At 72.6% G+C, this 22,378-nt stretch carries 20 protein-coding genes and 1 riboswitch; of the genes, 17 read left to right on the forward strand and 3 right to left on the reverse strand.

Annotated features, from left to right (window positions below; translation table 11 throughout):
- Nucleotides 1-21: 21 nt before the first annotated feature.
- The 5 genes from ACFCLZ_RS15315 to ACFCLZ_RS15335 all read left to right on the forward strand — a co-directional run bounded on the left by ACFCLZ_RS15315 (nucleotide 22) and on the right by ACFCLZ_RS15335 (nucleotide 8,500).
- Nucleotides 22-3,807 carry a multifunctional oxoglutarate decarboxylase/oxoglutarate dehydrogenase thiamine pyrophosphate-binding subunit/dihydrolipoyllysine-residue succinyltransferase subunit gene (locus ACFCLZ_RS15315; protein WP_380285439.1) on the forward strand — a complete coding sequence of 1,262 codons (3,786 nt, stop codon included), beginning with the start codon at nucleotides 22-24 and terminating at the stop codon, nucleotides 3,805-3,807.
- Nucleotides 3,808-4,075: 268 nt separating this feature from the next.
- Nucleotides 4,076-6,070, forward strand: coding sequence for a serine/threonine-protein kinase (locus ACFCLZ_RS15320; RefSeq protein ID WP_380285440.1), 1,995 nt, complete (start codon nucleotides 4,076-4,078; stop codon nucleotides 6,068-6,070).
- A 48-nt stretch (nucleotides 6,071-6,118) separates the two neighbouring features.
- The gene (locus tag ACFCLZ_RS15325) at nucleotides 6,119-6,298 is read left to right on the forward strand and encodes a DUF6104 family protein (protein WP_030392846.1); all 180 of its coding nucleotides are present in this window, start codon (nucleotides 6,119-6,121) and stop codon (nucleotides 6,296-6,298) included.
- 203 nt (nucleotides 6,299-6,501) lie between these two features.
- Entirely contained in the window at nucleotides 6,502-7,419 is a 918-nt protein-coding gene (locus ACFCLZ_RS15330) for a DUF4097 domain-containing protein (RefSeq protein ID WP_380285441.1), read from the forward strand.
- Nucleotide 7,420: 1 nt separating this feature from the next.
- Nucleotides 7,421-8,500, forward strand: coding sequence for a PadR family transcriptional regulator (locus ACFCLZ_RS15335; RefSeq protein WP_380285442.1), 1,080 nt, complete (start codon nucleotides 7,421-7,423; stop codon nucleotides 8,498-8,500).
- 51 nt (nucleotides 8,501-8,551) lie between these two features.
- Here ACFCLZ_RS15335 and ACFCLZ_RS15340 read toward each other — a convergent pair whose 3' ends face one another.
- Both ACFCLZ_RS15340 and ACFCLZ_RS15345 read right to left on the reverse strand, forming a co-directional pair.
- Nucleotides 8,552-9,514 carry a zinc-binding dehydrogenase gene (locus tag ACFCLZ_RS15340; RefSeq protein WP_380285443.1) on the reverse strand — a complete coding sequence of 321 codons (963 nt, stop codon included), beginning with the start codon at nucleotides 9,512-9,514 and terminating at the stop codon, nucleotides 8,552-8,554.
- Nucleotides 9,515-9,616: 102 nt separating this feature from the next.
- The gene (locus ACFCLZ_RS15345) at nucleotides 9,617-10,813 is read right to left on the reverse strand and encodes an NADP-dependent malic enzyme (RefSeq protein ID WP_380285444.1); all 1,197 of its coding nucleotides are present in this window, start codon (nucleotides 10,811-10,813) and stop codon (nucleotides 9,617-9,619) included.
- Nucleotides 10,814-11,436: 623 nt separating this feature from the next.
- Between ACFCLZ_RS15345 and ACFCLZ_RS15350 the strand changes: the two genes are divergently transcribed.
- The 5 genes from ACFCLZ_RS15350 to ACFCLZ_RS15370 all read left to right on the forward strand — a co-directional run bounded on the left by ACFCLZ_RS15350 (nucleotide 11,437) and on the right by ACFCLZ_RS15370 (nucleotide 16,213).
- Nucleotides 11,437-12,360, forward strand: a complete 924-nt coding sequence (locus tag ACFCLZ_RS15350) for an ABC transporter substrate-binding protein (protein WP_380285445.1) — start codon at nucleotides 11,437-11,439, stop codon at nucleotides 12,358-12,360.
- Between the two features lie 407 nt (nucleotides 12,361-12,767).
- Nucleotides 12,768-13,703 (forward strand): ABC transporter substrate-binding protein, encoded by a 936-nt coding sequence (locus ACFCLZ_RS15355; RefSeq protein WP_380285446.1) that lies wholly within the window; start codon nucleotides 12,768-12,770, stop codon nucleotides 13,701-13,703.
- 57 nt (nucleotides 13,704-13,760) lie between these two features.
- Complete coding sequence (locus tag ACFCLZ_RS15360) at nucleotides 13,761-14,711, forward strand: amino acid ABC transporter permease (protein WP_380285447.1); 951 nt, start codon at nucleotides 13,761-13,763, stop codon at nucleotides 14,709-14,711.
- Nucleotides 14,712-14,755: 44 nt separating this feature from the next.
- On the forward strand, nucleotides 14,756-15,508 hold the full coding sequence (locus tag ACFCLZ_RS15365; RefSeq protein WP_380286180.1) for an amino acid ABC transporter ATP-binding protein: 753 nt from the start codon (nucleotides 14,756-14,758) through the stop codon (nucleotides 15,506-15,508).
- A gap of 120 nt (nucleotides 15,509-15,628) precedes the next feature.
- Nucleotides 15,629-16,213, forward strand: a complete 585-nt coding sequence (locus ACFCLZ_RS15370; RefSeq protein WP_380285448.1) for a CGNR zinc finger domain-containing protein — start codon at nucleotides 15,629-15,631, stop codon at nucleotides 16,211-16,213.
- Here the strand turns inward: ACFCLZ_RS15370 and sodX are convergent.
- A complete protein-coding gene (gene sodX, locus ACFCLZ_RS15375; RefSeq protein WP_380286181.1) occupies nucleotides 16,210-16,587 on the reverse strand; it encodes a nickel-type superoxide dismutase maturation protease in 378 nt (125 codons plus the stop codon). The two genes, ACFCLZ_RS15370 and sodX, sit on opposite strands and share 4 nt — an antisense overlap.
- Before the next feature lie 287 nt (nucleotides 16,588-16,874).
- Here sodX and sodN point away from each other — a divergent pair, with 287 nt between their 5' ends.
- The 7 genes from sodN to ACFCLZ_RS15410 all read left to right on the forward strand — a co-directional run bounded on the left by sodN (nucleotide 16,875) and on the right by ACFCLZ_RS15410 (nucleotide 22,237).
- Nucleotides 16,875-17,270, forward strand: coding sequence for a superoxide dismutase, Ni (gene sodN / locus ACFCLZ_RS15380; RefSeq protein ID WP_380285449.1), 396 nt, complete (start codon nucleotides 16,875-16,877; stop codon nucleotides 17,268-17,270).
- A gap of 174 nt (nucleotides 17,271-17,444) precedes the next feature.
- Nucleotides 17,445-17,520: riboswitch (cobalamin riboswitch) on the forward strand.
- Nucleotides 17,521-17,635: 115 nt separating this feature from the next.
- Nucleotides 17,636-18,724, forward strand: coding sequence for a FecCD family ABC transporter permease (locus tag ACFCLZ_RS15385; RefSeq protein ID WP_380285450.1), 1,089 nt, complete (start codon nucleotides 17,636-17,638; stop codon nucleotides 18,722-18,724).
- Nucleotides 18,721-19,521, forward strand: a complete 801-nt coding sequence (locus ACFCLZ_RS15390) for an ABC transporter ATP-binding protein (RefSeq protein WP_380285451.1) — start codon at nucleotides 18,721-18,723, stop codon at nucleotides 19,519-19,521. Before ACFCLZ_RS15385 ends, ACFCLZ_RS15390 begins: the two co-directional genes overlap by 4 nt.
- A 66-nt stretch (nucleotides 19,522-19,587) precedes the next feature.
- A complete protein-coding gene (locus ACFCLZ_RS15395) occupies nucleotides 19,588-20,586 on the forward strand; it encodes an ABC transporter substrate-binding protein (RefSeq protein WP_380285452.1) in 999 nt (332 codons plus the stop codon).
- 90 nt (nucleotides 20,587-20,676) lie between these two features.
- Nucleotides 20,677-21,060: a nuclear transport factor 2 family protein gene (locus ACFCLZ_RS15400; protein WP_380285453.1), complete on the forward strand. Its 384-nt coding sequence runs from the start codon at nucleotides 20,677-20,679 to the stop codon at nucleotides 21,058-21,060.
- Between the two features lie 10 nt (nucleotides 21,061-21,070).
- Nucleotides 21,071-21,547 carry a GNAT family N-acetyltransferase gene (locus ACFCLZ_RS15405; protein WP_380285454.1) on the forward strand — a complete coding sequence of 159 codons (477 nt, stop codon included), beginning with the start codon at nucleotides 21,071-21,073 and terminating at the stop codon, nucleotides 21,545-21,547.
- 279 nt (nucleotides 21,548-21,826) lie between these two features.
- Nucleotides 21,827-22,237 (forward strand): anti-sigma regulatory factor, encoded by a 411-nt coding sequence (locus ACFCLZ_RS15410; protein WP_344333595.1) that lies wholly within the window; start codon nucleotides 21,827-21,829, stop codon nucleotides 22,235-22,237.
- Nucleotides 22,238-22,378: the final 141 nt, after the last annotated feature.

Genomic DNA, 22,378 nt, shown 5'->3' on the forward strand with positions numbered 1-22,378 from the left:
CGGAAGAGGGCGGTTGCCGCCGTGTCGCCACAGTCCCCTGAACACCCCAACAGCTCGGCAAGCTCCACTGGCTTCGGCCCCAATGAGTGGCTCGTCGACGAGATCTACCAGCAGTACCTCCAGGACCCGAACTCGGTCGACCGAGCCTGGTGGGACTTTTTCGCCGACTACAAGCCCGGTACCGAGGTGACCCCAGTGACCCAGGCCGCGACCCAGGCCGGCGCTACGCCGACCCCCGCCGCCGCCCCCGCGCCAGCCGCCGCTCCGGCTGCCCAGGCCCCCGCCGCTCCGGCCGCCCCCGCGCCGGTGCAGCCGGCCCCGGCCGCCGCGGCCGCTCCGGTGGCTCCCGCCGCCCAGGCACCCGCGCCGCTCGCCGCCGCTCCCGCCGCCCCGCCGGCCCCCAAGGCCGCCGCCCCGGCCCCCGCGCCCGCCGCTGCGCCCACCGGCCCCGAGCTGGTCCAGCTGCGCGGCCCGGCCAAGGCCGTCGCGACCAACATGGACGCCTCCCTGGAGGTGCCGACCGCGACCTCGGTGCGCGCCGTCCCGGCCAAGCTGTTGATCGACAACCGCATCGTCATCAACAACCACCTGCAGCGCGCCCGCGGCGGCAAGGTCTCCTTCACCCACCTGATCGGCTACGCCCTGGTCCAGGCCGTCAAGGCCTCGCCGGGCATGAACCACAGCTACAAGGTGGAGGACGGCAAGTCCTACCTGGTCAAGCCCGAGCACGTGAACCTCGGCCTGGCCATCGACCTGGTCAAGCCGAACGGCGACCGCCAGCTCGTCGTCGCTGCCATCAAGAAGGCCGAGACCCTCGACTTCTTCGGCTTCTGGCAGGCCTACGAGGACATCGTCCGCCGGGCCCGCGCCAACAAGCTGACCATGGACGACTTCACCGGCGTCACGGTCTCGCTGACCAACCCCGGCGGCATCGGCACCGTGCACTCCGTGCCGCGCCTCATGCAGAACCAGGGCACCATCGTCGGCGTCGGCGCCATGGAGTACCCGGCCGAGTTCCAGGGCTCCGCCCCGGAGACCCTGGCCCGCCTCGGCGTCTCCAAGATCATGACGCTGACCTCGACCTACGACCACCGCGTCATCCAGGGTGCGGCGTCCGGCGAGTTCCTGCGCACGATCCACCAGCTGCTGCTCGGGCAGAACGGCTTCTACGACGAGATCTTCGAGTCGCTGCGGATCCCGTACGAGCCGGTCCGCTGGGCCACCGACGTCGCCACCACCCACGACGACGAGGTCAACAAGACCGCCCGCGTCATGGAGCTGATCCACTCCTACCGGGTCCGCGGCCACCTCATGGCCGACACCGACCCGCTGGAGTACAAGCAGCGCAAGCACCCCGACCTGGACGTCACCACCCACGGCCTCACCCTGTGGGACCTGGAGCGCGAGTTCGCGGTCGGCGGCTTCGGCGGCCAGCGGATGATGAAGCTCCGCGACATCCTCGGCCTGCTGCGCAACACCTACTGCCGCACCGTCGGCATCGAGTACATGCACATCCAGGACCCGAAGCAGCGCATGTGGCTGCAGGAGCGCCTGGAGAAGCCGTACACCAAGCCGGAGCGCGAGGAGCAGCTGCGCATCCTGCGCCGGCTGAACTCCGCCGAGGCCTTCGAGACCTTCCTGCAGACCAAGTACGTCGGCCAGAAGCGCTTCTCGCTGGAGGGCGGCGAGTCGCTCATCCCGCTGCTCGACGCCACCATCGACGCCGCCGCCGAGCACCGCCTCGACGAGGCCGTCATCGGCATGGCCCACCGCGGCCGCCTGAACGTGCTGGCCAACATCGTCGGCAAGCCGTACGGCAAGATCTTCGGCGAGTTCGAGGGCAACCTCGACCCGAAGTCGATGCACGGCTCCGGCGACGTGAAGTACCACCTGGGCTCCGAGGGCACCTTCACCGGCCTGGACGGCGAGACCATCAAGGTCTCGCTGGCCGCCAACCCCTCCCACCTGGAGGCCGTGGACCCGGTCGTCGAGGGCATCGCCCGCGCCAAGCAGGACATCCTGGACCAGGGCGGCACCACCTTCCCGGTGCTGCCGATCCAGATCCACGGCGACGCGGCCTTCGCCGGCCAGGGCGTCGTCGCAGAGACCCTGAACATGTCGCAGCTGCGCGGCTACCGCACCGGCGGCACCGTGCACATCGTGGTGAACAACCAGGTCGGCTTCACCGCCGCCCCGGCCTCCAGCCGCTCCTCGATGTACTGCACCGACGTGGCCCGCATGATCGAGGCCCCGATCTTCCACGTGAACGGCGACGACCCGGAGGCCGTGGTCCGCGTCGCGCGGCTCGCCTTCGAGTTCCGCCAGGAGTTCCACAAGGACGTGGTGGTCGACCTCATCTGCTACCGCCGCCGCGGTCACAACGAGGCCGACAACCCGTCGTTCACCCAGCCGCTGATGTACGACCTGATCGACGCCAAGCGCTCGGTGCGCAAGCTGTACACCGAGGGCCTGATCGGTCGCGGCGACATCACCATGGAAGAGGCGGAGCAGGCGCTCCAGGACTTCCAGGGCCAGCTGGAGAAGGTCTTCGCCGAGGTCCGCGACGCCGCCCAGGCCCCGGCCGCCGCCACCGCCGGCAAGCCGGTCGCCGACTTCCCGGTGACCATCCGGACCGGCATCTCCCAGGAGATGGTCAAGCGGATCGCCGCCTCCCAGGTCAACCTGCCGGACTGGCTGACCGTCCACCCGCGCCTGCTGCCGCAGCTGCAGCGCCGCGCCGGCTCGGTCGAGGACAACACCATCGACTGGGCGATGGGCGAGACCCTCGCCATCGGCTCGCTGCTCATGGAGGGCCACCCGGTCCGCCTGGCCGGCCAGGACAGCCGCCGCGGCACCTTCGGCCAGCGGCACGCCGTCCTGATCGACCGGGCCACCGGCGAGGACTACACCCCGCTGCAGTACCTCACCGAGGACCAGGCCCGCTACACCGTGTACGACAGCCTGCTGTCCGAGTACGCGGCGATGGGCTTCGAGTACGGCTACTCGCTGACCCGGCCGAACGCGCTGGTCATGTGGGAGGCGCAGTTCGGCGACTTCGTCAACGGCGCGCAGACCGTGGTGGACGAGTACATCGCCTCCGCCGAGCAGAAGTGGGGCCAGCACTCGGGCGTCACCCTGCTGCTGCCGCACGGCTACGAGGGCCAGGGCCCGGACCACTCGTCCGCCCGCCCGGAGCGCTTCCTCCAGCTGTGCGCGCAGAACAACATGACGGTCGCCATGCCGACCCTGCCGTCGAACTACTTCCACCTGCTCCGCTGGCAGGCGCACAACCCGCACCACAAGCCGCTGGTCGTCTTCACCCCGAAGTCGATGCTGCGTCTGAAGGCCGCGGCGAGCGCCACCGAGGAGTTCCTGTCCGGCTCCTTCCGCCCGGTCATCGGTGACAGCACCGTCGACCCGGCGCAGGTCCGCAAGGTGGTCATCACCGCCGGCAAGTTCTACTACGACCTGGAGTCGGCGCGCACCGAGCGCGGCGTCACCGACACGGCGATCGTCCGGGTCGAGCGGCTCTACCCGCTGCCGGTGGCCGAGCTCCAGGAGGAGCTGGCCCGCTACGGCGACGACGTCCAGTTCATCTGGGCGCAGGAGGAGCCGGCCAACCAGGGTGCCTGGCCGTTCATCGCCATGAACCTGGTCGACCACCTGCAGGTCGTCATCGGCCGCAGCGCCAACGGCGCCCGGCTGCGCCGCGTCGCCCGCCCGGCCTCCTCGGCCCCGGCGGTCGGCTCGGCCAAGCGGCACGGCGCCGAGCAGCAGTCGCTCGTCGACGAGGTCTTCTCGCTCTGACGACCGGTCCCGACCGGCCGTCGGCGAGGCCCCGGCAGTACGGCCCCCCGTTCCCCTGGACTCCAGGGGAACGGGGGGCCGCCGCCGTTCCTGGGCCGGGCCACCGGGTGTGTGCGAAGGTCCCAGCTCTGCAACCAAACCGGCACCGACCTGCGCGGCCTCCTGACGGGTCGATAGGTTGGGGCCCTGTCCGACCGCCGGGCGCCCGTCGCCGCGCCCCTCGACGACGGTCGGTGGACCTCGCCGCTCTCCCAGGGGGATCAACCGCATGACCGCCGACACGCCACCCGCCGCACCGCTCCCGCCGGTCTTCCAGCCGCTGCTACCGGACGACCCGCGGGAGGTCGGCGGCTACCGGCTGTTCGCCCGGCTCGGGGCCGGCGGCATGGGCCGGGTCTACCTCTCGTACACCCCCGGCGGCCGGCCGGTGGCGCTCAAGGTGGTCCGCCCGGAGTTCGCCGAGGACGGCGAGTTCCGCCGCCGGTTCGCCCAGGAGGTGTCCAACGCCCAGCGGATCCACGGCCTCTACACCGCCCAGGTGATCGACTCCGGCGGCCTGGACGGCGACGCCCCGTGGCTGGTCACCGCGTACGTCCCCGGCCCGTCCCTGCAGCAGGTGGTGCGGGAGAACGGCGCGCTGCCGGTCCGCACCGTGCTGCTGCTGATGGGCGGCATCGCCGAGGCGCTGCAGGCGATCCACAGCGTCGAGGTGGTCCACCGCGACCTCAAGCCGGCCAATGTGCTGGTGGCCGGCGACGGCCCCCGGGTGATCGACTTCGGCATCGCCCGGGCCGCCGACGCCACCGCGCTCACCGGCACCGGCTACCGGATCGGCTCGCCCGCCTTCATGTCGCCCGAGCAGGCCCAGGGCCGCCCGGTCACCCCGGCCACCGACGTGTTCGCACTCGGCGCGCTGGCCGCGTACGTGGCCGGCGGCGCCGCGCCGTTCGGCGACGGCCCGGACACCGCCGTGCTCTACCGGGTGGTGCACGAGCAGCCCGACCTGGACGCCGTCCCGGCCGGGCTGCGCGAGCTGGTCCTGCGCTGCCTCGCGAAGTCCCCCGAGGACCGGCCCGGGCCCGCCGAGATCATCGACATCGCCCGCAACCACCCGAGCGTCGGCGGACAGCTGCGGTTCTCCGACGACTGGCTGCCCAAGCAGGTCAACACCGAGATCACCCGCCGCTCGGACCTGCCGAAGACGCCGCCCACCCCGCTGCCGGCCGCGCCCGCCGCGCCGCCCGCTCCCCCGGCGGGCGCGCCGTTCGCCGCCACCCCGCCGCCGACCGCGCCCCCGACCCTCCCGGCCGGCGCGCCCTCCTTCGGCCCGCCGCCGCCCGGCTTCGGCCCCGCCTGGCCGGACGCCGCGCCGCCCGGCTTCGGCCCGCCGCCGCTCGGCGCGTACGGCGCCGCCCAGGCGCCCGCCGAGGCCTCCACCGGCCCGCTGCCCGGCACCCCGCCGACCGTCCAGCTGCGCCCGGAGCCGCCGTCCTACGACACCCCGCCGCCCGGACCGGTGGTCACCGACGCCCCGGCGCCCGCGCCGGAGCCGGCCCGCAGGGGCGGTGTCTCCTGGAAGGTGCTGCTGACCGTCGCCCTGGTGATGGCGCTCGGCGGCACGGCCGGCGGGGCGGCGCTGTCCAGGATGGGCAAGGACGACACCAAGCAGAGCGCCGGGAGCACCCCGGTGGCCACCCAGCCCGCCGCCCCGCCGGCCACCACCCCGCCGGCGGCCGCCACCACGCCGTCCGCCGCCGACACCCCGACCCCGACGCCGGTCAGCGCCGCGCCGAGCAGGTCGACCGCGGCCGGCGGGGTCACCGCGCCCGCCCGGCCGACCGGCTACCAGCCGGTGATCGAGAAGAAGTCGCTCTCCATCCCGGCCGCCGAGTACTCCAGCGAGACCTACCGGATCGACCTCACGGCCGGCACCGTGGTGCCGCGCGGCGGCGAACTGAAGTGGGGGCTCGGCCTCAGCCGGGAGACCACCTCCAGCGGCAGCCGGGCCGACTCCTTCGAGAGCGTGGGCGACAACAAGTCCGACTTCGCGGTGATCACCGAGGCCGCCGTCACCCCCGACCAGTGCACCGTCGCGATCGACTCCCGGCCGGACACCGACCTGACGTTCAACCGGGTCACCCCGGGCCGGCTGCTGTGCATCCGCGACCGGACCACCCGCAACATCGCCATCGCCGCCGTGGAGGTCGCCGACCCCACCACCGGCGCCGCCAAGGTCACCCTGTCCACCTGGCGGGCGAGCTGACCGGGTCTATCCTGACCAGGTCGAATCCCCATCGCACCGGAGCGAACCGTGTACTTCACCGACCGAGGCATCGAGGAGCTGGCGAGCCGGCGCGGCGACGAGGAGGTCACCTTCGAGTGGCTGGCCGAGCGTCTGCGCGAGTTCGTCGACCTCAACCCGGACTTCGAGGTCCCGGTCGAGCGGCTGGCCACCTGGCTGGCGCGGCTCGACGACGAGGACGACGAGTGACCGGATGACCCGGTGAACGGCCGTCGCAAGGGCCCGGAGGCACCCGCCTCCGGGCCCTTGCGCATGCCCCCCGTAGGGGCGGGTCTCCGGGTCCGCTCCGGGTCGGCCTCGGGGTAGGGCTCCCTTGACTTCGCCGTCACGCGATATATCGTCTTTAAAAGAGAACGCGATACATCGCGAGTCCGACACGGGAGGCGGCAGAGATGAGCCAGTGGACGGTCGAAGGACCCGACAGGATCACCATCGAGGAGGCGGTCCGGACCCTGCAGGTGCGGACCATCGACGGCACGGTCAACGTGGTCGCCGCCGAGGGCCCGGCCCGCCTGGAGGTCACCGACCTCAAGGGCGAGCCGCTGCACGTCACCCTGGTCGACGGCGTCCTCACCGTCACCTACAAGGACCTCAGCAGCTGGAACGAGTTCGGCGACGTCCTCAAGTCGGTCGAATCGGTGAAGGGCTTCTTCTCCTCCTTCAAGCGCAAGCGGACCGCCGCGGTCACCCTGACCGTGCCGGCCGGCACCGAGGTCAAGGTCGGCACGGTCTCCGCCGCGACCACGGTCTCCGGCATCACCGGGCACGTCTCGACCCAGACCGCCAACGCCGACATCACCCTGGTCGGCCTGGCCGGCCGGACCGACGCCAAGACCGTCACCGGCGACGTGGACGCCCAGTCGGTGGCCGGCCGGCTGCGGCTCAACACCGTCTCCGGCCGGCTCACCGTGGTCGCCGGCACCGCCGAGAAGGTGACCGCCAACGCCGTCACCGGCGCGGTCACCCTGGACCTCGCCGCGGCCACCCCGACCGAGATCAAGGTCAACACGGTCAGCGGCGCGGTCGGCGTCCGGCTCCCCTCGCTGGCCGACACCAAGGTCGAGGCCGGCACCACCAGCGGCGACCTCTCCTCCAGCTTCGAGCAGCTCAAGGTCGGCGGCAGCTGGGGCACCAAGCGCCTCTCCGGCCAGCTCGGCGACGGCAAGGGCAGCCTGTCGGTCACCACCGTCTCCGGCGCGGTCACGGTGCTGCACCGGCCGGACGCCGAGGACGACGCCCAGGCGGTCGCCCGGGAGCTGCCCGCCGGGGACGGCCCGTCCACCGGTCCCGACCTCACCAAGGAGGCCTGACATGACCCCCGTCTTCGGCCACGGCCGGCTCCGGCTCTACCTGCTCAAGCTGCTCGACGAGGCCCCGCGCCACGGCTACGAGGTCATCCGCCTGCTGGAGGAGCGCTTCCAGGGCCTGTACGCGCCGTCCGCCGGCACCGTCTACCCCCGGCTGGCCAAGCTGGAGCAGGAGGGACTGGTCGCGCACAGCACCGAGGGCGGCCGCAAGGTCTACCGGCTCACCGACGCGGGCCGCGCCGAACTCGCCGCCCGGCAGGGCGAGCTCGACGAGCTGGAGCTGGAGATCCACGACTCGGTGGCCCAGCTCGCCGGGGCGATCCGCGAGGACGTCCGGGACAGCGCCCAGGACCTGCGCGAGCAGCTCTGGGGCGCGGCCGAGCAGGCCCGGAAGAACGCCCCGCAGCCGGAGGCGGAGTACGGGGACAGGAACTGGGGTACCGGCAACCCGTGGGCCGGCCCGTGGGGCGACCAGGCCGCCTGGCAGCGCGCCAAGGAGGAGTTCGCCCAGTTCAAGCGGCAGGCCAAGGAGCAGGCCAAGCGGGCCAAGGAGCAGGAGAAGGCCGCCAAGGCCAAGGCCAAGGCGGCCGAGGAGGAGGCCCGCCGGCTGCGCGAGCAGTCCAGGGCGGCGCGGACGGCGGCCCAGCAGGAGGCGCTGCGGATCAAGCGCCGGGTCGAGCAGCAGGTGCGCGACCACGCGGCGCGCGGCGACTGGCCGACCGGGCTGGCCGAGGGGCTCTCCGAGCTGACCAAGGGGCTGGCCGGGCTGGCCGACGCGGCCCGCTGGGGCCACCCCTCCGACGAGCAGGCCGGGCCCGCCGGTGCGCCCGCCGCCGAGCGGATCACCGTCACCCGGATCGACCTGGACAAGGACGAGCCGGCCGGCACCGCGGCCGACCTGCCGCCGTGGGCCGCCACCGACCCGGCCGGCGACCCGGCCCGGGAGCTGGAGCGGCTGCTCGACCGGTTCCGCGACCAGGTCCGCGACGCGGCCCGGGACGGCGGGGTGACGCCCGAGCGCCTCGCCGAGGCCCGCGGTGTGCTGGGCACGGCCGGCGAGCGGCTGAAGCGCCTGCTCGGCTGAGCCGGAACACCGGCGCCCGGTGCCCCGCGCGGGGGACCGGGCGCCGGTGTGTCAGGGGGTGAGGACCAGCTTGCCGAAGACGTCGCCCGCGGCCAGCCGGGCGAGCGCCTCCGGCGCCCCGGCCAGCGGCAGCACCGAGTCGATCAGCGGCCGGACGCCCGTGGTGGCGCAGAACGAGAGCAGCCCGGCCAGCTCGTCCTTGCTGCCCATGGTCGAGCCGACCACCTTCAGCTCCAGGAAGAAGATCCGGTTCAGCTCCGCCGCCGGCGGGTTGGGGCCGGAGGTGGCACCGGAGATGACGATCGTGCCGCCCGGGCGGAGCGACTTCACCGAGTGCGACCAGGTGGCCGCGCCGACCGTCTCCATCACCGCGTCCACCCGCTCGGGCAGCCGCGCCCCGCTCGGGAAGGCCGCGTCGGCGCCCAGCTCCACCACCCGGGCGCGCTTGGCCTCGTCCCGGCCGGTCACCCAGACCCGCAGGCCCGCAGCCTTGCCGAGGACCACCAGCGCGGTGGACACCCCGCCGCCGGCGCCCTGCACCAGCACGGTGTCACCGGGCTTCACCCCGGCGTTGGTGAACAGCATCCGATAGGCCGTCAGCCACGCGGTGGGCAGGCAGGCGGCCTCCTCGAAGGAGAGTCCGGCGGGCTTGGGCAGCAGGTTCCAGGTGGGGACGGCCACCTGCTGGGCGAAGGTGCCCTGGTAACGCTCGGTCAGGATCGAGCGCGGCTCGTCCGGGCCGACCCCGTGCCCGCTCTGGCCGATCACGGAGTGCAGGACCACCTCGTTGCCGTGCTCGTCGACGCCGGCGGCGTCGCAGCCGAGGATCATCGGCAGCTTCCCGGCGGGCAGGCCGACCCCGCGCAGCGACCAGAGGTCGTGGTGGTTCAGGCTCGCGGCCCGGACCGTGACCACGCTCCAGCCGGGGCGGGCCAGCGGTTCGGGGCGTTCGCCCAGCTCCAGCCCGCTCAGCGGGTCGTCGGCGTCGATTCGTGCGGCGTAGGCAGCAAACATGCCCCGGACGATAGCCAGAACGGCCCGGGCCCGGAACAACGCGGAGCTGTGACGCGTGTCCCGGGCGGGCCGTTCTGCCGACTACCGGCTACTGGCTACCGACTACCGGCGGGCGACGCCCTCGGCGCGGGCGGCCTCGGCGACGGCCTTGCTGACGGCCGGGGCGACCCGCTCGTCGAACGGCGAGGGGATGACCCGCTGCGGCGTCAGCTCGTCGGCCACCACACCGGCCAGCGCCTTGGCTGCGGCCAGCTTCATGCCCTCGGTGATCCGGGTGGCCCGGACCTGCAGCGCGCCCGCGAAGATGCCCGGGAAGGCCAGCACGTTGTTGATCTGGTTCGGGAAGTCGCTGCGCCCGGTGGCCACCACGGCCGCGTACTTGTGCGCGACCTCGGGGTGGATCTCCGGGTTCGGGTTGGCCATGGCGAAGACGAACGCGCCCTCGGCCATGGTCGCGACGACCTCCTCCGGCACGGTGCCGCCGGAGACCCCGATGAAGACGTCGGCACCGGCCAGCGCGTCGGCCAGGCTGCCCTTGACGCCGGTGCGGTTGGTCAGCCCGGCGATCTCCGCCTTGACGTCGGTGAGGTCGCCGCGGCCCTCGTACACCACGCCCTTGCGGTCGCAGACGGCCACGTCGCCGATGCCGGCGGCGAGCAGCATCTTGGCGATGGCGATGCCGGCCGCGCCGGCGCCGGAGATGACGGCCCGCAGCGTGCCGATCTCCCGGCCGGTCACCTTGGCCGCGTTCCAGAGCGCGGCGGTGGTGACGATGGCGGTGCCGTGCTGGTCGTCGTGGAAGACCGGGATGTCCAGGGCCTCCTGGAGCCGGCGCTCGATCTCGAAGCAGCGCGGGGCGGAGATGTCCTCCAGGTTGACGCCGCCGAAGGAGGGGGCCAGCCGGACCACCGTCTCGACGATCTCGTCCACCTCGGTGCAGGCCAGCGCGATCGGCACCGCGTCCACGCCGCCGAACTGCTTGAACAGGATCGCCTTGCCCTCCATGACGGGCAGCGAGGCCTCCGGGCCGATGTCACCGAGGCCGAGCACGGCGGTGCCGTCGGTGACCACGGCCACCGTGTTGGCCTTCCAGGTGTAGTCGTTCACCAGCTCGGGCTGCTCGGCGATGGCCGTGCAGACGCGGGCGACACCGGGGGTGTAGGCGAGGGACAGGTCGTCCGCGTCGCGCACCGGGACGGTCGCCCGGACCTCCATCTTGCCGCCGCGGTGGAGCGCGAACACGGCGTCGACCGGATCGTCGGTGTCCTGGGTAGTGCTGTGGATGATCTCCGCTGCCACGATGACCTCTTCGTCATTGATCGAGCGAGGACACCCGGCCGACGGAGCGGACGACCCGGCCGCCCACCGGTGTCCGGCGACCGTCGGCCGGTAACCGGAACCCGGGAACGCCGAAGCGTCCCCGGGGAGGGCTGGGTCGGGGCGCCGCCGTCGGACGGGCGCCCTCGGGATGAGGGTTTATGGATTTGTCCGCGTCTGGTCCGCGCTGTGCTTCCGGGCCGAGCGTAGGTCGGACGAGGGCATCGCACCCATGCCTTTTCGTCCAAGTCACATGGTTGTCATACGCCTCACAGCCACCCGGCAGGACCGGGCGCCGTGAGAACCGGACCCCGGCTACGGCAACGGCGCACGCGCACGCGCACCCGCAGGAGTGAACGCAGACACGGAGGGGAGGCCGGTGCCTCGGATACGGAGTCGTCGTCCTGGACTTCCGTTCCTGCGCACCCCGAGCCTGATTGCGGCCCGGCGGTCTGGTTCGAGCGTCGGGGATCACCCGGTACCGAATTCTGACACACCCGAGCACGGGCCCGGCAGGTCGGGATGGGAGGATCCGTTCTTCCGCCATCTCGCGTACACCTCCGCGACGCCGCGGCGCCGTTCCCTCCCTCCCACAGGAGCAACCGATGCACCACCGTGCACAGTCCCGCCCGCCGGGCGTCGCCGCGCTCGCCCTCGCCATCGCCGGAGCGCTGCTGCTGAGCGGCTGCGGCGGGGACGGGGCGACGGCCCAGGACCCGGTCCAGGAGCTCCGGGCGAAGCTCCCGAAGGCCCAGCAGTCGGCCAAGGTGCTGCGCATCGGCATGGACGTCAACTACCCGCCGGTCGAGTTCCGGGGCGCCGACGGCAAGCCGGAGGGCCTGGACCCGGACATCGCCGCGGCGCTCGGCCGGATCCTGGACCTGCGGATCGAGTACGTCGACACTCCCTTCGAGAAGCTCCTACCGGATCTCCACACCAAGCAGTACGACGTGGTGATGTCCGCGCTCAGCGACATCCGTCAGCGCCGGGAGGGCGTGGACGAGGCCGGCAAGTCGACCGGCCGGGCGGTGGACTTCGTCGACTACTTCATCGCCGGCACCTCGATGGTGGTCGCCAAGGGCAACCCGAAGGGCATCCACACCCTGGACGACCTCTGCGGCAAGGTCGTCGCGGTGCAGTCCGGCACCACCCAGGACGAGATCGTCGCCCGGCAGGTCACCGCCTGCACCCGGGCCGGCAAGCCGCTCACCGTGCACAAGTTCGACACCGACACCAAGGCGCTGGCCGAGGTGGCCGCCGGCACCGCGCAGGTGGGCCTGAACGACTCCCCGGTGGCCGCCTACGCGGTGAAGAACACCGACGGCGGCAACCGCTTCGAGGTGACCGGCCCGCAGTCCCGCTCCAACCCGTACGGGATCGCGCTGCGCAAGGAGGACACCGAGCTGCGCGACGTGCTGGCGAAGGCGATCGACCAGCTGATCCGCAGCGGCGAGTACGACAAGATCCTCGCCAAGTGGAACGCCACCGCGGGCGCGGCCCAGAACGCGGTGGTCAACGGGGGCCTCTGAGCCGGTCCGGGCCGGGCACCGGCGGGGCCCGGCCCGTCGCGCGCCGAACGACGGGGTGATCTGCATACTTATGCGCAGAGTGACAGGGACACGGTATTCGTCCGAATAGCGGACGACGCGGCCCCTCGTTATCCGATTTTGATCTGAATCAGGGCCACCCGACCGTCAGCAGATGGCAGGATTCCCCCCATCTCGGATCGAGCCGGCCACTGGTCGAGGCGGTTCGGTCGACGCCCACCTCGGCGGACGGTGGCGGAGACGCAGTACCCGGATTCACCCCTGTACCCGGTACCACCCCTGCGCAGTTCTCCCAGCCCCACCCGTACAGCGCCGTACGGCCTTCGCTGCCCCTGCGTGCCGCTCCCCCGCGGCGCCCGCCCGACCTCTCCCTCAGGAGGAGATCCCCCATGACCGTCCGTACCCAGCGCACCCGCCTCCTCGCCACCGCGGCGGTGCTCGCGTCCGCGTCGCTCGTGCTGACCGCCTGCGGCAGCAGCAAGTCCTCCTCCAACAGCGGTGCCGCCGGCGCCAATCCGAGCGCCAGCGTCGCGGCCGTGACCGCCGACCCGGCGCTGGCCACGCTGGTCCCCGCCGACGTCAAGAGCTCGGGCAAGCTCATCGTCGCCGCCGACGCCTCCTACGCGCCCAACGAGTTCAAGGACGACAAGGGCAACATCGTCGGCCTCGACGTCGACCTCGCCGACGCGATCGCCAAGAAGCTCGGCCTGACCGCCGACGTGCAGAACGCCGACTTCACCTCGATCATCCCGGGCATCACGGCGAAGAAGTACCAGCTCGGCATGAGCTCCTTCACCGACACCAAGGAGCGCGAGCAGACCGTCGACATGGTCTCCTACTTCACCGCCGGCAGCGCCGTCGCGGTGAAGAAGGGCAACCCGGACAAGATCGACCCGAAGGACCTCTGCGGCAAGAAGGTCGCCGTCCAGACCGGCACCACCCAGGCCCAGGAGATCACCGACGTCCGCAACCCGGACTGCGCCAAGGCCGGCAAGCCGGCCATCCCGAACGACGGCGACAAGTTCACCCTGCAGACCGACGTGACCACCGCCCTGGTCTCCGGCCGCGACCAGGTGATGATGGCCGACTCCCCGGTCGTCGACTACGCGATCAAGCAGACCAACGGCCAGCTGGAGAAGCTCGGCGAGACCTACGACAGCGCGCCCTACGGCGTCATCGTCGACAAGGGCTCGCCGCTGGCCCAGGCCGTCCAGGGCGCCGTCCAGTCGCTGATCGCCGACGGCACCTACAAGCAGATCCTGGCGAAGTGGGGCGTCGAGGCCGGCGCGATCGACAAGTCCGAGATCAACGCCGCCAAGAGCTGACCCCCCGCTCCACCACACCCCTGAGGCCCCAAGGTGAATTCTTCCGAGCAGGGGGCGGTGAAATCGCGACGGCCCGAGACCATCAAGGCCGTCCCGGTCCGCCACCCCGGACGCTGGGCCGGAGCCGCCGTCATCGTCGTTCTCGCGGCGATGCTGCTCCACGCCCTGATCTTCAACCCCGCGTTCCAGTGGGACGTCGTCAAGGACACGCTGCAGAACGAGCAGATCCTGCGCGGCATCGTCGTGACACTGGAGCTGACCGTCCTGTCCATGCTGATGGGCGTGAGCGGCGGCGTGCTCCTCGCGATCATGCGGCTCTCGCCGAACCCGCTGCTGTCGGGAACGGCCTGGTTCTACATCTGGGTCTTCCGCGGCACCCCCGTGCTGGTGCAGCTGGTGTTCTGGAACTTCCTGGGCGCCCTGTGGCCGAAGCTGTCGATCGGCATCCCCTTCGGGCCCGAGTTCTGGTCCGAGTCGACCAACGTCCTGATCCCCACCTTCACCGCCGCCCTGCTCGGCCTCGGCCTCAACGAGGCCGCGTACATGGCGGAGATCGTCCGCGGCGGCATCCAGTCGGTGGACGAGGGGCAGACCGAGGCCGCCCACGCCCTGGGCATGAGCCGGGCGGCCGCGCTGCGCCGGATCGTGCTCCCCCAGGCGATGCGGGTCATCATCCCGCCGACGGGCAACGAGACCATCTCGATGCTGAAGACCACCTCGCTGGTCCAGGTCATCTCGCTGTCCGAGCTGTTCACCGCCGGCCACGACATCTACTCGCGGACCTTCCAGACCATCCCGGTCCTCGTCGCGGTCAGCATCTACTACCTGCTCATGACCTCGATCCTCACGGTGGGGCAGTACTACATCGAGCGGCACTACGCTCGTGGTGCGAACCGGACGCTGCCGCCCACCCCGGTCCAGCGGCTGCGGCTGCTGTTCGGCGGCAGGCCCACCCCGAAGGCCAAGAACGACGTGGTCCCCGGACTCGAGGGAGGCGGCCACGTATGACCGACCTGATCAAGACCCCCACCGGCGCCCGCCCCGGCGGCCCCATGGTGAAGGCCGAGGCCGTCCACAAGTCGTACGGCCCGGTCGAGGTGCTCAAGGGCATCGACCTGGAGGTCAAGCAGAACGAGGTCTTCTGCCTCGTCGGCCCGTCCGGCTCCGGCAAGTCGACCTTCCTGCGCTGCATCAACCACCTGGAGAAGATCAACGGCGGCCGCCTCTGGGTCGACGGCGACCTGGTCGGCTACCAGCAGCGGGGCGACAAGCTCTACGAACTCAAGGACCGCGAGGTCGCGCTCAAGCGGCGGGACATCGGCATGGTGTTCCAGCGCTTCAACCTCTTCCCGCACATGACCGCGGTGGAGAACGTCATGGAGGCGCCGGTCCAGGTCAGGAGGGAGTCCAAGGCCTCCGCGAAGGAACACGCCATGGCCCTGCTGGAGCGGGTCGGCCTGGCCGAGAAGGCCGGCAGCTACCCCTCCCAACTCTCCGGCGGCCAGCAGCAGCGGGTGGCCATCGCCCGGGCGCTGGCCATGAAGCCCAAGCTGATGCTGTTCGACGAGCCGACCTCGGCGCTCGACCCCGAGCTGGTCGGCGAGGTGCTCGACGTCATGCGCGGGCTCGCCGAGGAGGGCATGACCATGATCGTGGTGACCCACGAGATGGGCTTCGCCCGCGAGGTCGGCGACGCGCTGGTGTTCATGGACGGCGGCGTGGTCGTCGAATCCGGCAACCCCCGCGAGGTCCTCACCAACCCCCGGCACGAGCGCACCCGCGCCTTCCTCTCCAAGGTGCTCTGAGCGCACCGCACCGCGGCGCCCGGCAGGCCGGTCCTGCCGGGCGCCGCCGCTTCCCGCTTTCGCCCTGCGGGTAATAGGCTTGGAGCAATAAGCCTGTTACCGATCTCTGGAAGGACCACCGTGGAGCTCGCCTCGTACGCCGATCTGGCCGTCCGGCTGGTGAACACCGAGGAGCCCGAGCGCGGCACCGACTCGCTGACCTCGGTGGACGCGGTGCGCGGCCTGTTCTCGGACGCCGCCCGGGCCCGCGACCTCGCCGACGAGTCCGACCTGCCCCGGCTGCGGGCCGTCCGCACCCGGCTGCGCGGGGTCTTCGAGGCCGCCGCCGAGGGCGAGGACATCCGCAGCGTCGACCTGCTGAACAGCCTGCTGATGGAGTTCCCGGTCAGCCCGCTGGTCTCCGGCCACGACTACCTGGACGAGGCCGGCCGGCCCCGCTGGCACCTGCACCTCGCCGACAACTCCCCCACCGCCACCGCGCACTTCAGCGCCGTCGCCTGCATGGGCCTGGCCGTCCACCTGACCGAGCTGGGCGCCGACCGGCTCGGCATCTGCCAGGCCGCGCCCTGCCGCAACGCCTACCTGGACACCTCCACCAACCGCTCCCGCCGGTACTGCTCCGACCGCTGCGCGACCCGCGCCAACGTCGCCGCCTACCGCGCCCGCAAGCGCCTGGAGGCCGCCGCGGCGGCCGCGGAGGGCTAGGAGCTCCGCAGCTCCTCCGGGCGCACCCAGACGCCGAGGCGGCGGGCCAGCCCGGGGACCCGGGCCAGCGGGCCGGAGAGCAGCAGCCGCTCCAGCCGGGGGCCGGGGGCCAGCCAGGCCGGGCGCGGGCGCAGCCGCAGCAGCACCCGGCCGAGCACCAGCTCGTCCGGCACCGCGCCGTAGCTGCGGCTGTCGCTGTCCACCGGCCGGTTGTCGGAGAGCAGCCACCAGCCCTTGGGCCGCCGGCCGTCGGCCCGCTTCACCACCAGCAGGTTCTGCTGGAACGGGTGACGGAAGACCACCACCGCGCCGGGCCGGATCCGCGCGCCGTAGCGCACCAGCAGCTGGTCGCCGTCGCGCAGGGTCGGCACCATCGAGTCCCCCGCGACGTCGATCAGCCCGAACGGCGCGCCGCCCGCCGGGGCTCCGTCCGCCGGTTCCTCCGGTTCCGCGCTCCGTGCCACGACTGCTCCTCCCGGCCCGTGTCCCGCCGCGTCCCGCGGTCGCACACCAGTCTGCCCCACGGGCCGTCACCCGCCGATGTCCGGATTCACCCGGTTCCGGCTCCGCCTTTTGCCCTAGGCCCGCCGCCCGGCCGAGAAACCGCAGGGCCCGAGGGGTAACCTCGGGCGCGGGAAGACGATCTAAGGAAGGACTCCCCATGTTCTCTCGCCTGTTTGCACCGCGCGCCACCGCCCACGCCCACTGCGACCTGCCCTGCGGCGTGTACGACCCGGCCCAGGCCCGCCTCGAGGCCGAGTCCGTCAAGGCCACCCAGGAGAAGTACCAGGCCAACGAGGACGCCCACTTCCGCGCCCGCGCCATCATCATCAAGGAGCAGCGCGCCGAGGCCGTCAAGCACCACATCTCGGTGCTGTGGAGCGACTACTTCAAGGCCCCGCACTTCGAGAAGTACCCGCAGCTGCACCAGCTCGTCAACGACACCCTGAAGGCCGCCTCGGCCGCCAAGGCGTCCACCGACCCGGCCACCGGCCAGGCGCTGCTCGACCTCATCGCCGAGGTCGACAAGATCTTCTGGGAGACCAAGCAGGGCTGATCCCCGCGCACTCCCCTCGAGCGCCCCCCGTCCGCACTCCGGACGGGGGGCGCTCGCGTGTGTCCGTCACCACAGCGCTTTCGCCCTCTCGGCACCGGCGCGCCCCTTCGGCCCGGGGCGGGGCCGGTAAGGGCTGCCTGGCCTCAGTGCTTGTTATGCTGCCAGGGCGTCCCGAGGGGGAAGCCGGTGCGAATCCGGCGCTGACCCGCAACGGTAAACGGTGCCCCGCGCCCCGTGAGCCCGATCGCCCGAGGACGCCGACCTCCCGACAACTCGCCGCGGACTGCGAGGGGATGGCGCCCCGGCACGGCCGTGCCCGGGCGCGCCGCCCCGCGCCGTACGCGGCCCGAGGCAAGGCGCGCCAAGTGAGCAGCACCGCGACCGCACCGGCCACCGCCGCGGCCCCACCCGGCCCGCGCCGAACACCCGCCGTACCGCTGGCCGCCTGCCTCGCGGCGGCGCTGCTCGTCTCGCTGGTCTGCGCCGTCTGCGTCGGCTCCTCCGGACTCGGCTGGGGCCAGGTCCTGCGGCTGCTGCGCGCCGGGCTGACGGGCGGCCGGCTGGAGGCCGACGAGGCCGCCGCCTACGCGATCGTCTGGGAGATCCGGCTGCCGCGCGCCGTGCTGGCCGCCGTGGTCGGCGCCGGACTCGCCGCCACCGGGGTCGCCGTCCAGGCGATGGTCCGCAACGCGCTCGCCGACCCCTTCGTGCTCGGCATCTCCTCCGGCGCCTCGGTCGGCGCCAACGCCGTGCTGATGCTGGGCGCCTTCGCCTCGCTCGGCGTCTGGGCGATCTCCGTCTCCGCCTTCGCCGCCGCCCTGCTCGCCATGGTGCTGGTCTACCTGACGGCCCGTACCGCCCACGGGCTCACCCCGCTGCGGCTGGTGCTCACCGGCACCGCGATGTCCTACGGCTTCTCCGCGCTGACGGCGCTGATGGTCTTCGCCGCCGCCCGCGGCGAGGCCGCCCGCTCCGCCATGATGTGGCTGCTCGGCAGCCTCGGCGGCGCCACCTGGGGCTCGGTGCCGATCGCCGCCGTCACCGTGCTGGCCGGCCTGGCCTACCTGGCCTGCGCCGCAGGGCGGTTGGACGCGCTGGCGATGGGCGACGAGACGGCCGCCTCGCTCGGTGTGGACCCGGACCGGCTGCGCCGCGAGCTGTTCGTGGTCACCGCGGCCGTCACCGGCACCGTGGTCGCGGTCAGCGGGGCGATCGGCTTCGTCGGACTGATGGTCCCGCACCTGGTGCGGATGCTGGTCGGCGCCGGCCACCGCCGGGTGCTGCTGGTCGCCCCGCTCACCGGGGCGCTGCTGCTGGTCTGGGTGGACATCGTCTCCCGCACCCTGCTGGCACCCGCCGAACTGCCGGTCGGCGTGGTCACCGCGGCCGTCGGGGTGCCCTGCTTCCTGCTGCTGATGCGCCGCCGCGGCTACGCCTTCGGCGGTGGCCGGTGACCGCCCCCGCCGCCGGCCCCGCCGCCCTGGACGTCGCCGTCGACCGGGTCTCGGTCGACCTGGCCGGCGTCCGGCTGGTCCACGACATCACCCTGACCGCCGCCGCCGGCCAGGTGGTCGGCCTCATCGGCCCGAACGGCAGCGGCAAGTCCACCCTGCTGCGCTGCGTCTACCGGGCGCTGCGGCCCGCCGCCGGCGCCGTCCTGCTGGGCGGCGACGACCTGCACGCGCTCGCCCCGCGCGAGGCCGCCCGGCGGGTGGCGGCGCTGCCGCAGGAGCACTCCGCCGAGTTCGACTTCACCGTGGCCGAGGTGGTCGCCATGGGCCGGCTGCCGCACCGGCGCGGCGCCCTGGCCGGGCCCAGCGCCGGGGACGAGGACCGCTGCGCCGGGGCCCTGCGCCGGGTCGGCGCCGCGCACCTGGCCGCCCGGGGCTTCCTGACCCTGTCCGGCGGCGAGAAGCAGCGGGTGCTGATCGCCCGCGCGCTGGTCCAGGAGCCCAAGGTGCTGGTCCTCGACGAGCCCACCAACCACCTGGACATCGCCCACCAGCTGGAGGTGCTGGCGCTGGTCCGGGAGGCCGGGCCGACGGTGCTCACCGCGCTGCACGACCTCAACCTGGCCGCCGGGCACTGCGACCTGCTCCACGTGGTCGCGGACGGCCGGATCGTCGCCTCCGGACCGCCCGCCGAGGTGCTCCGGCCGGACCTGCTGGCCGAGGTCTTCCAGGTCCGCGCGACGCCCGTGCGGCACCCGGTCACCGGCGCCGTCCAGCTGCTCCTCGACCGCCTGCCGTAGCCACCCCCTCCCGCCCCTGCCCCGAACACTCCGAACGCCCCGAACGCCCCGTCCCCGAGGATCCCCATGCGCACCAAGGCCGTTGCCGCCGCCGCCCTGCTCGCCCTCGCGCTCACCGGCTGCGGCGCCGAGATCGCCCCGAGCGGCGACGGCGCCGCCACCTCCTCCGCCCACTACCCGGTGACCGTCGACAACTGCGGCACCGAGGTCACCTTCAAGGAGAAGCCGGCCCGCACGGTCACCAACGACGTCGGCATCACCGAGCTGATGTTCGCGCTCGGCCTGGAGGACCGGATGGCCGGCTACGTGATGCCCGACGACAAGGGCCGGGTCGACCAGGTCGCCTGGAAGGACGGCTACCAGCGGGCCAAGTGGCTCTCCAAGGACCAGATCACCAAGGAGATCGCCCTGGACGCCAAGGCCGACCTGGTCTTCGCCGGCTGGCACTACGGCTTCGACGAGGGGAAGGGCTTCACCCCCCAGGCGCTGTCCGGCCTGGGCATCGGCTCCTACGTGCTCACCGAGTCCTGCCGCAGCGGCAAGGGCACCGAGCGCGGGGTGATGTCCCCGCTGGACGCGCTGTACACCGACCTCGCCAACCTGGGCGAGATCTTCGACGTCCGGGACCGGGCCGACCGGCTGGTCGCCGACTTCAAGGCGCAGATCGCGGCCGTCCCCGAGCCCGCGTACCGGCCGGGCGTCTTCCTGTACGACAGCGGCGAGGACAAGCCCTACACCTCGGGCCGCTTCGCCGCCCCGGAGGAGATCATCGCCAAGGCCGGCGGCCGGAACGTGATGGGCGACGTCGCCGACTCCTGGACCACCGTGGGCTGGGAGAGCGTGGTCCAGCGCGACCCCGAGGTGATCGTGATCAGCAACTACGGCACCCCGGACGCCGAGGCGAAGCGGAGGTTCCTGAAGTCCTTCCCGCCGCTGGCCGGCGTCTCGGCCGTCCGCAACGACCGGATCTTCGTGCTCGACTACGTCGACCTGGTCGAGAGCCCGCGCAACCCGGCCGCGATCACCGCCCTGGCGGAGTACCTGCGGACCGTCCCGGCCCGCTGAGCCGCGACCGTCCGGCCCGCCCTCCGGCCGGTTCCGACGGGCGTACGCTCAACAGTACGAGCCGTCGGAACCGACCGGAGGAGCGAGAACATGACCACCATGGCCGCACCGACCGCCTTCGACGTCCGGGCCCTGCGCGAGGGCATCGAGCGCGCCGACGCCCGGACCCTGCTGGCGCTCTACGCGGACGACGCCGAACTGCGCGTGGTCGACCGCAAGACCCAGCCCAGCCACCCCCTGGTGATGCACGGCCGGGACGAGATCGGCGCGATGCTGGACGACCTCTACGCCCGCGAGACGAGCCACACCCTGGAACAGGTGGTGGTCCAGGCGGACCGCCTCGCCTTCCTGGAGTCCTGCCGCTATCCGGACGGGGTGCGGGTGCTGGTCAGCTCCACCGCCGAGCTGCGCGACGGGCGGATCGTCGACCAGACCTCCGTCCAGGCCTGGGACGAGAACGAACCGGCCCAGTAGGCTCGGAGTCATGATCCGCACCGCCCTCCCCGCCGACGTCCCCGTCATCCACGCCATGATCCGCGAACTCGCGGACTACGAGAAGGCCCTCCACGAGGTGGTCTCCACCGAGGAGCAGCTGCACGGCGCGCTCTTCGGCCCCGCCCCCGCGCTGTTCGGCCTGATCGCCGAGGACGACACCACCGGCGAGCCGGTCGGCTTCGCGCTCTGGTTCCTCAACTACTCCACCTGGCGCGGCACCCACGGCATCCACCTGGAGGACCTCTACGTCCGCCCCACCTCGCGCGGCGGCGGCCACGGCAAGGCCCTGCTGCTGGAGCTCGCCCGGATCGCCGTCGAGCGCGGCTACTCCCGGGTCGAGTGGTCGGTGCTGGACTGGAACACCCCCTCGATCAACTTCTACAAGTCGCTCGGCGCCGTGCCGATGGACGAGTGGACCGTCTTCCGCCTCACCGGGGACGCGCTCACCGCCGCCGGCACCCGCTGAGAGCGGCGCGCGGACGGCGCGCGCCGGAGGCGGGCAGGGGGGCTTGTTCGGACCACTGCCACCCTGCGTCGCGATGCCTTACCATGAGTGACTCCCGCACCGGGGCAGGAACGCGGTAACGTCTCGGGCGGACGGCGGCGTCCGGCCACCCCCTGAAGGGTATGACCGGTACGTACCGCACCACCCCTCTGGACAGTTGGGGCGAAGCAGTTGAGCCAAGCAACAGACAGTGCCGCGGCCACCGGCCCGGAAGCACAGCGCGTCACCCAGGAGGTGAGGGTGTCCCAGATCGACGGCGAGCCCGGAGTGCAGGACTTCGTGGAGGTCCGGCTGCCCGCGGCCGGGGCCTACCTCTCGGTCCTGCGGACGGCCACGGCAGGCCTCGCGGCCCGGCTGGACTTCACGCTGGACGAGATCGAGGACCTGCGCATCGCGGTCGACGAGGCCTGCGCCATCCTCCTTCAGCAGGCCGTCCCCGGCTCGGTCCTCTCCTGCGAGTTCCGACTGGTCGGCGACTCACTGAAGGTGATCGTCTCGGCACCCACCACCGACGGCCGGGCGCCCGAACGGGACACCTTCGCCTGGACGGTGCTCTCCGCGCTCGCGGGCGAGGTCGAGTCGGCGGTCGCCGAGGACAAGACCGTGTCGATCAGCCTGCACAAGAAGCGCGGCGGCCCAGCCACCCACTAGGTCCGCCGCGGCAGCGCGGCAGCAGCACCGAACAAGGGCCGTCCGCCCGGGGCACCACCGGGCCGGACGGACGGCTCCCGGTACCGCCCCACCCGGCGGTACGACCAATGAGACGAACCGGGACCGACCGTCCCGGTGCTC

It is taken from the genome of Kitasatospora purpeofusca (genome assembly GCF_042691725.1).
Lineage (GTDB): Bacteria > Actinomycetota > Actinomycetes > Streptomycetales > Streptomycetaceae > Kitasatospora > Kitasatospora purpeofusca_B.

Bases quoted from the DNA above. Each gene is read 5' to 3' on its own strand.
- ACFCLZ_RS15320 (WP_380285440.1), top strand. From the start codon at position 4,076: ATGACCGCCGACACGCCACCCGCCGCACCGCTCCCGCCGGTCTTCCAG.
- ACFCLZ_RS15330 (WP_380285441.1), top strand. From the start codon at position 6,502: ATGAGCCAGTGGACGGTCGAAGGACCCGACAGGATCACCATCGAGGAG.
- ACFCLZ_RS15335 (WP_380285442.1), top strand. From the start codon at position 7,421: ATGACCCCCGTCTTCGGCCACGGCCGGCTCCGGCTCTACCTGCTCAAG.
- ACFCLZ_RS15340 (WP_380285443.1), bottom strand. From the start codon at position 9,514: ATGTTTGCTGCCTACGCCGCACGAATCGACGCCGACGACCCGCTGAGC.
- ACFCLZ_RS15350 (WP_380285445.1), top strand. From the start codon at position 11,437: ATGCACCACCGTGCACAGTCCCGCCCGCCGGGCGTCGCCGCGCTCGCC.
- ACFCLZ_RS15355 (WP_380285446.1), top strand. From the start codon at position 12,768: ATGACCGTCCGTACCCAGCGCACCCGCCTCCTCGCCACCGCGGCGGTG.
- ACFCLZ_RS15365 (WP_380286180.1), top strand. From the start codon at position 14,756: ATGGTGAAGGCCGAGGCCGTCCACAAGTCGTACGGCCCGGTCGAGGTG.
- sodX (WP_380286181.1), bottom strand. From the start codon at position 16,587: ATGGTGCCGACCCTGCGCGACGGCGACCAGCTGCTGGTGCGCTACGGC.
- sodN (WP_380285449.1), top strand. From the start codon at position 16,875: ATGTTCTCTCGCCTGTTTGCACCGCGCGCCACCGCCCACGCCCACTGC.
- ACFCLZ_RS15395 (WP_380285452.1), top strand. From the start codon at position 19,588: ATGCGCACCAAGGCCGTTGCCGCCGCCGCCCTGCTCGCCCTCGCGCTC.
- ACFCLZ_RS15400 (WP_380285453.1), top strand. From the start codon at position 20,677: ATGACCACCATGGCCGCACCGACCGCCTTCGACGTCCGGGCCCTGCGC.
- ACFCLZ_RS15405 (WP_380285454.1), top strand. From the start codon at position 21,071: ATGATCCGCACCGCCCTCCCCGCCGACGTCCCCGTCATCCACGCCATG.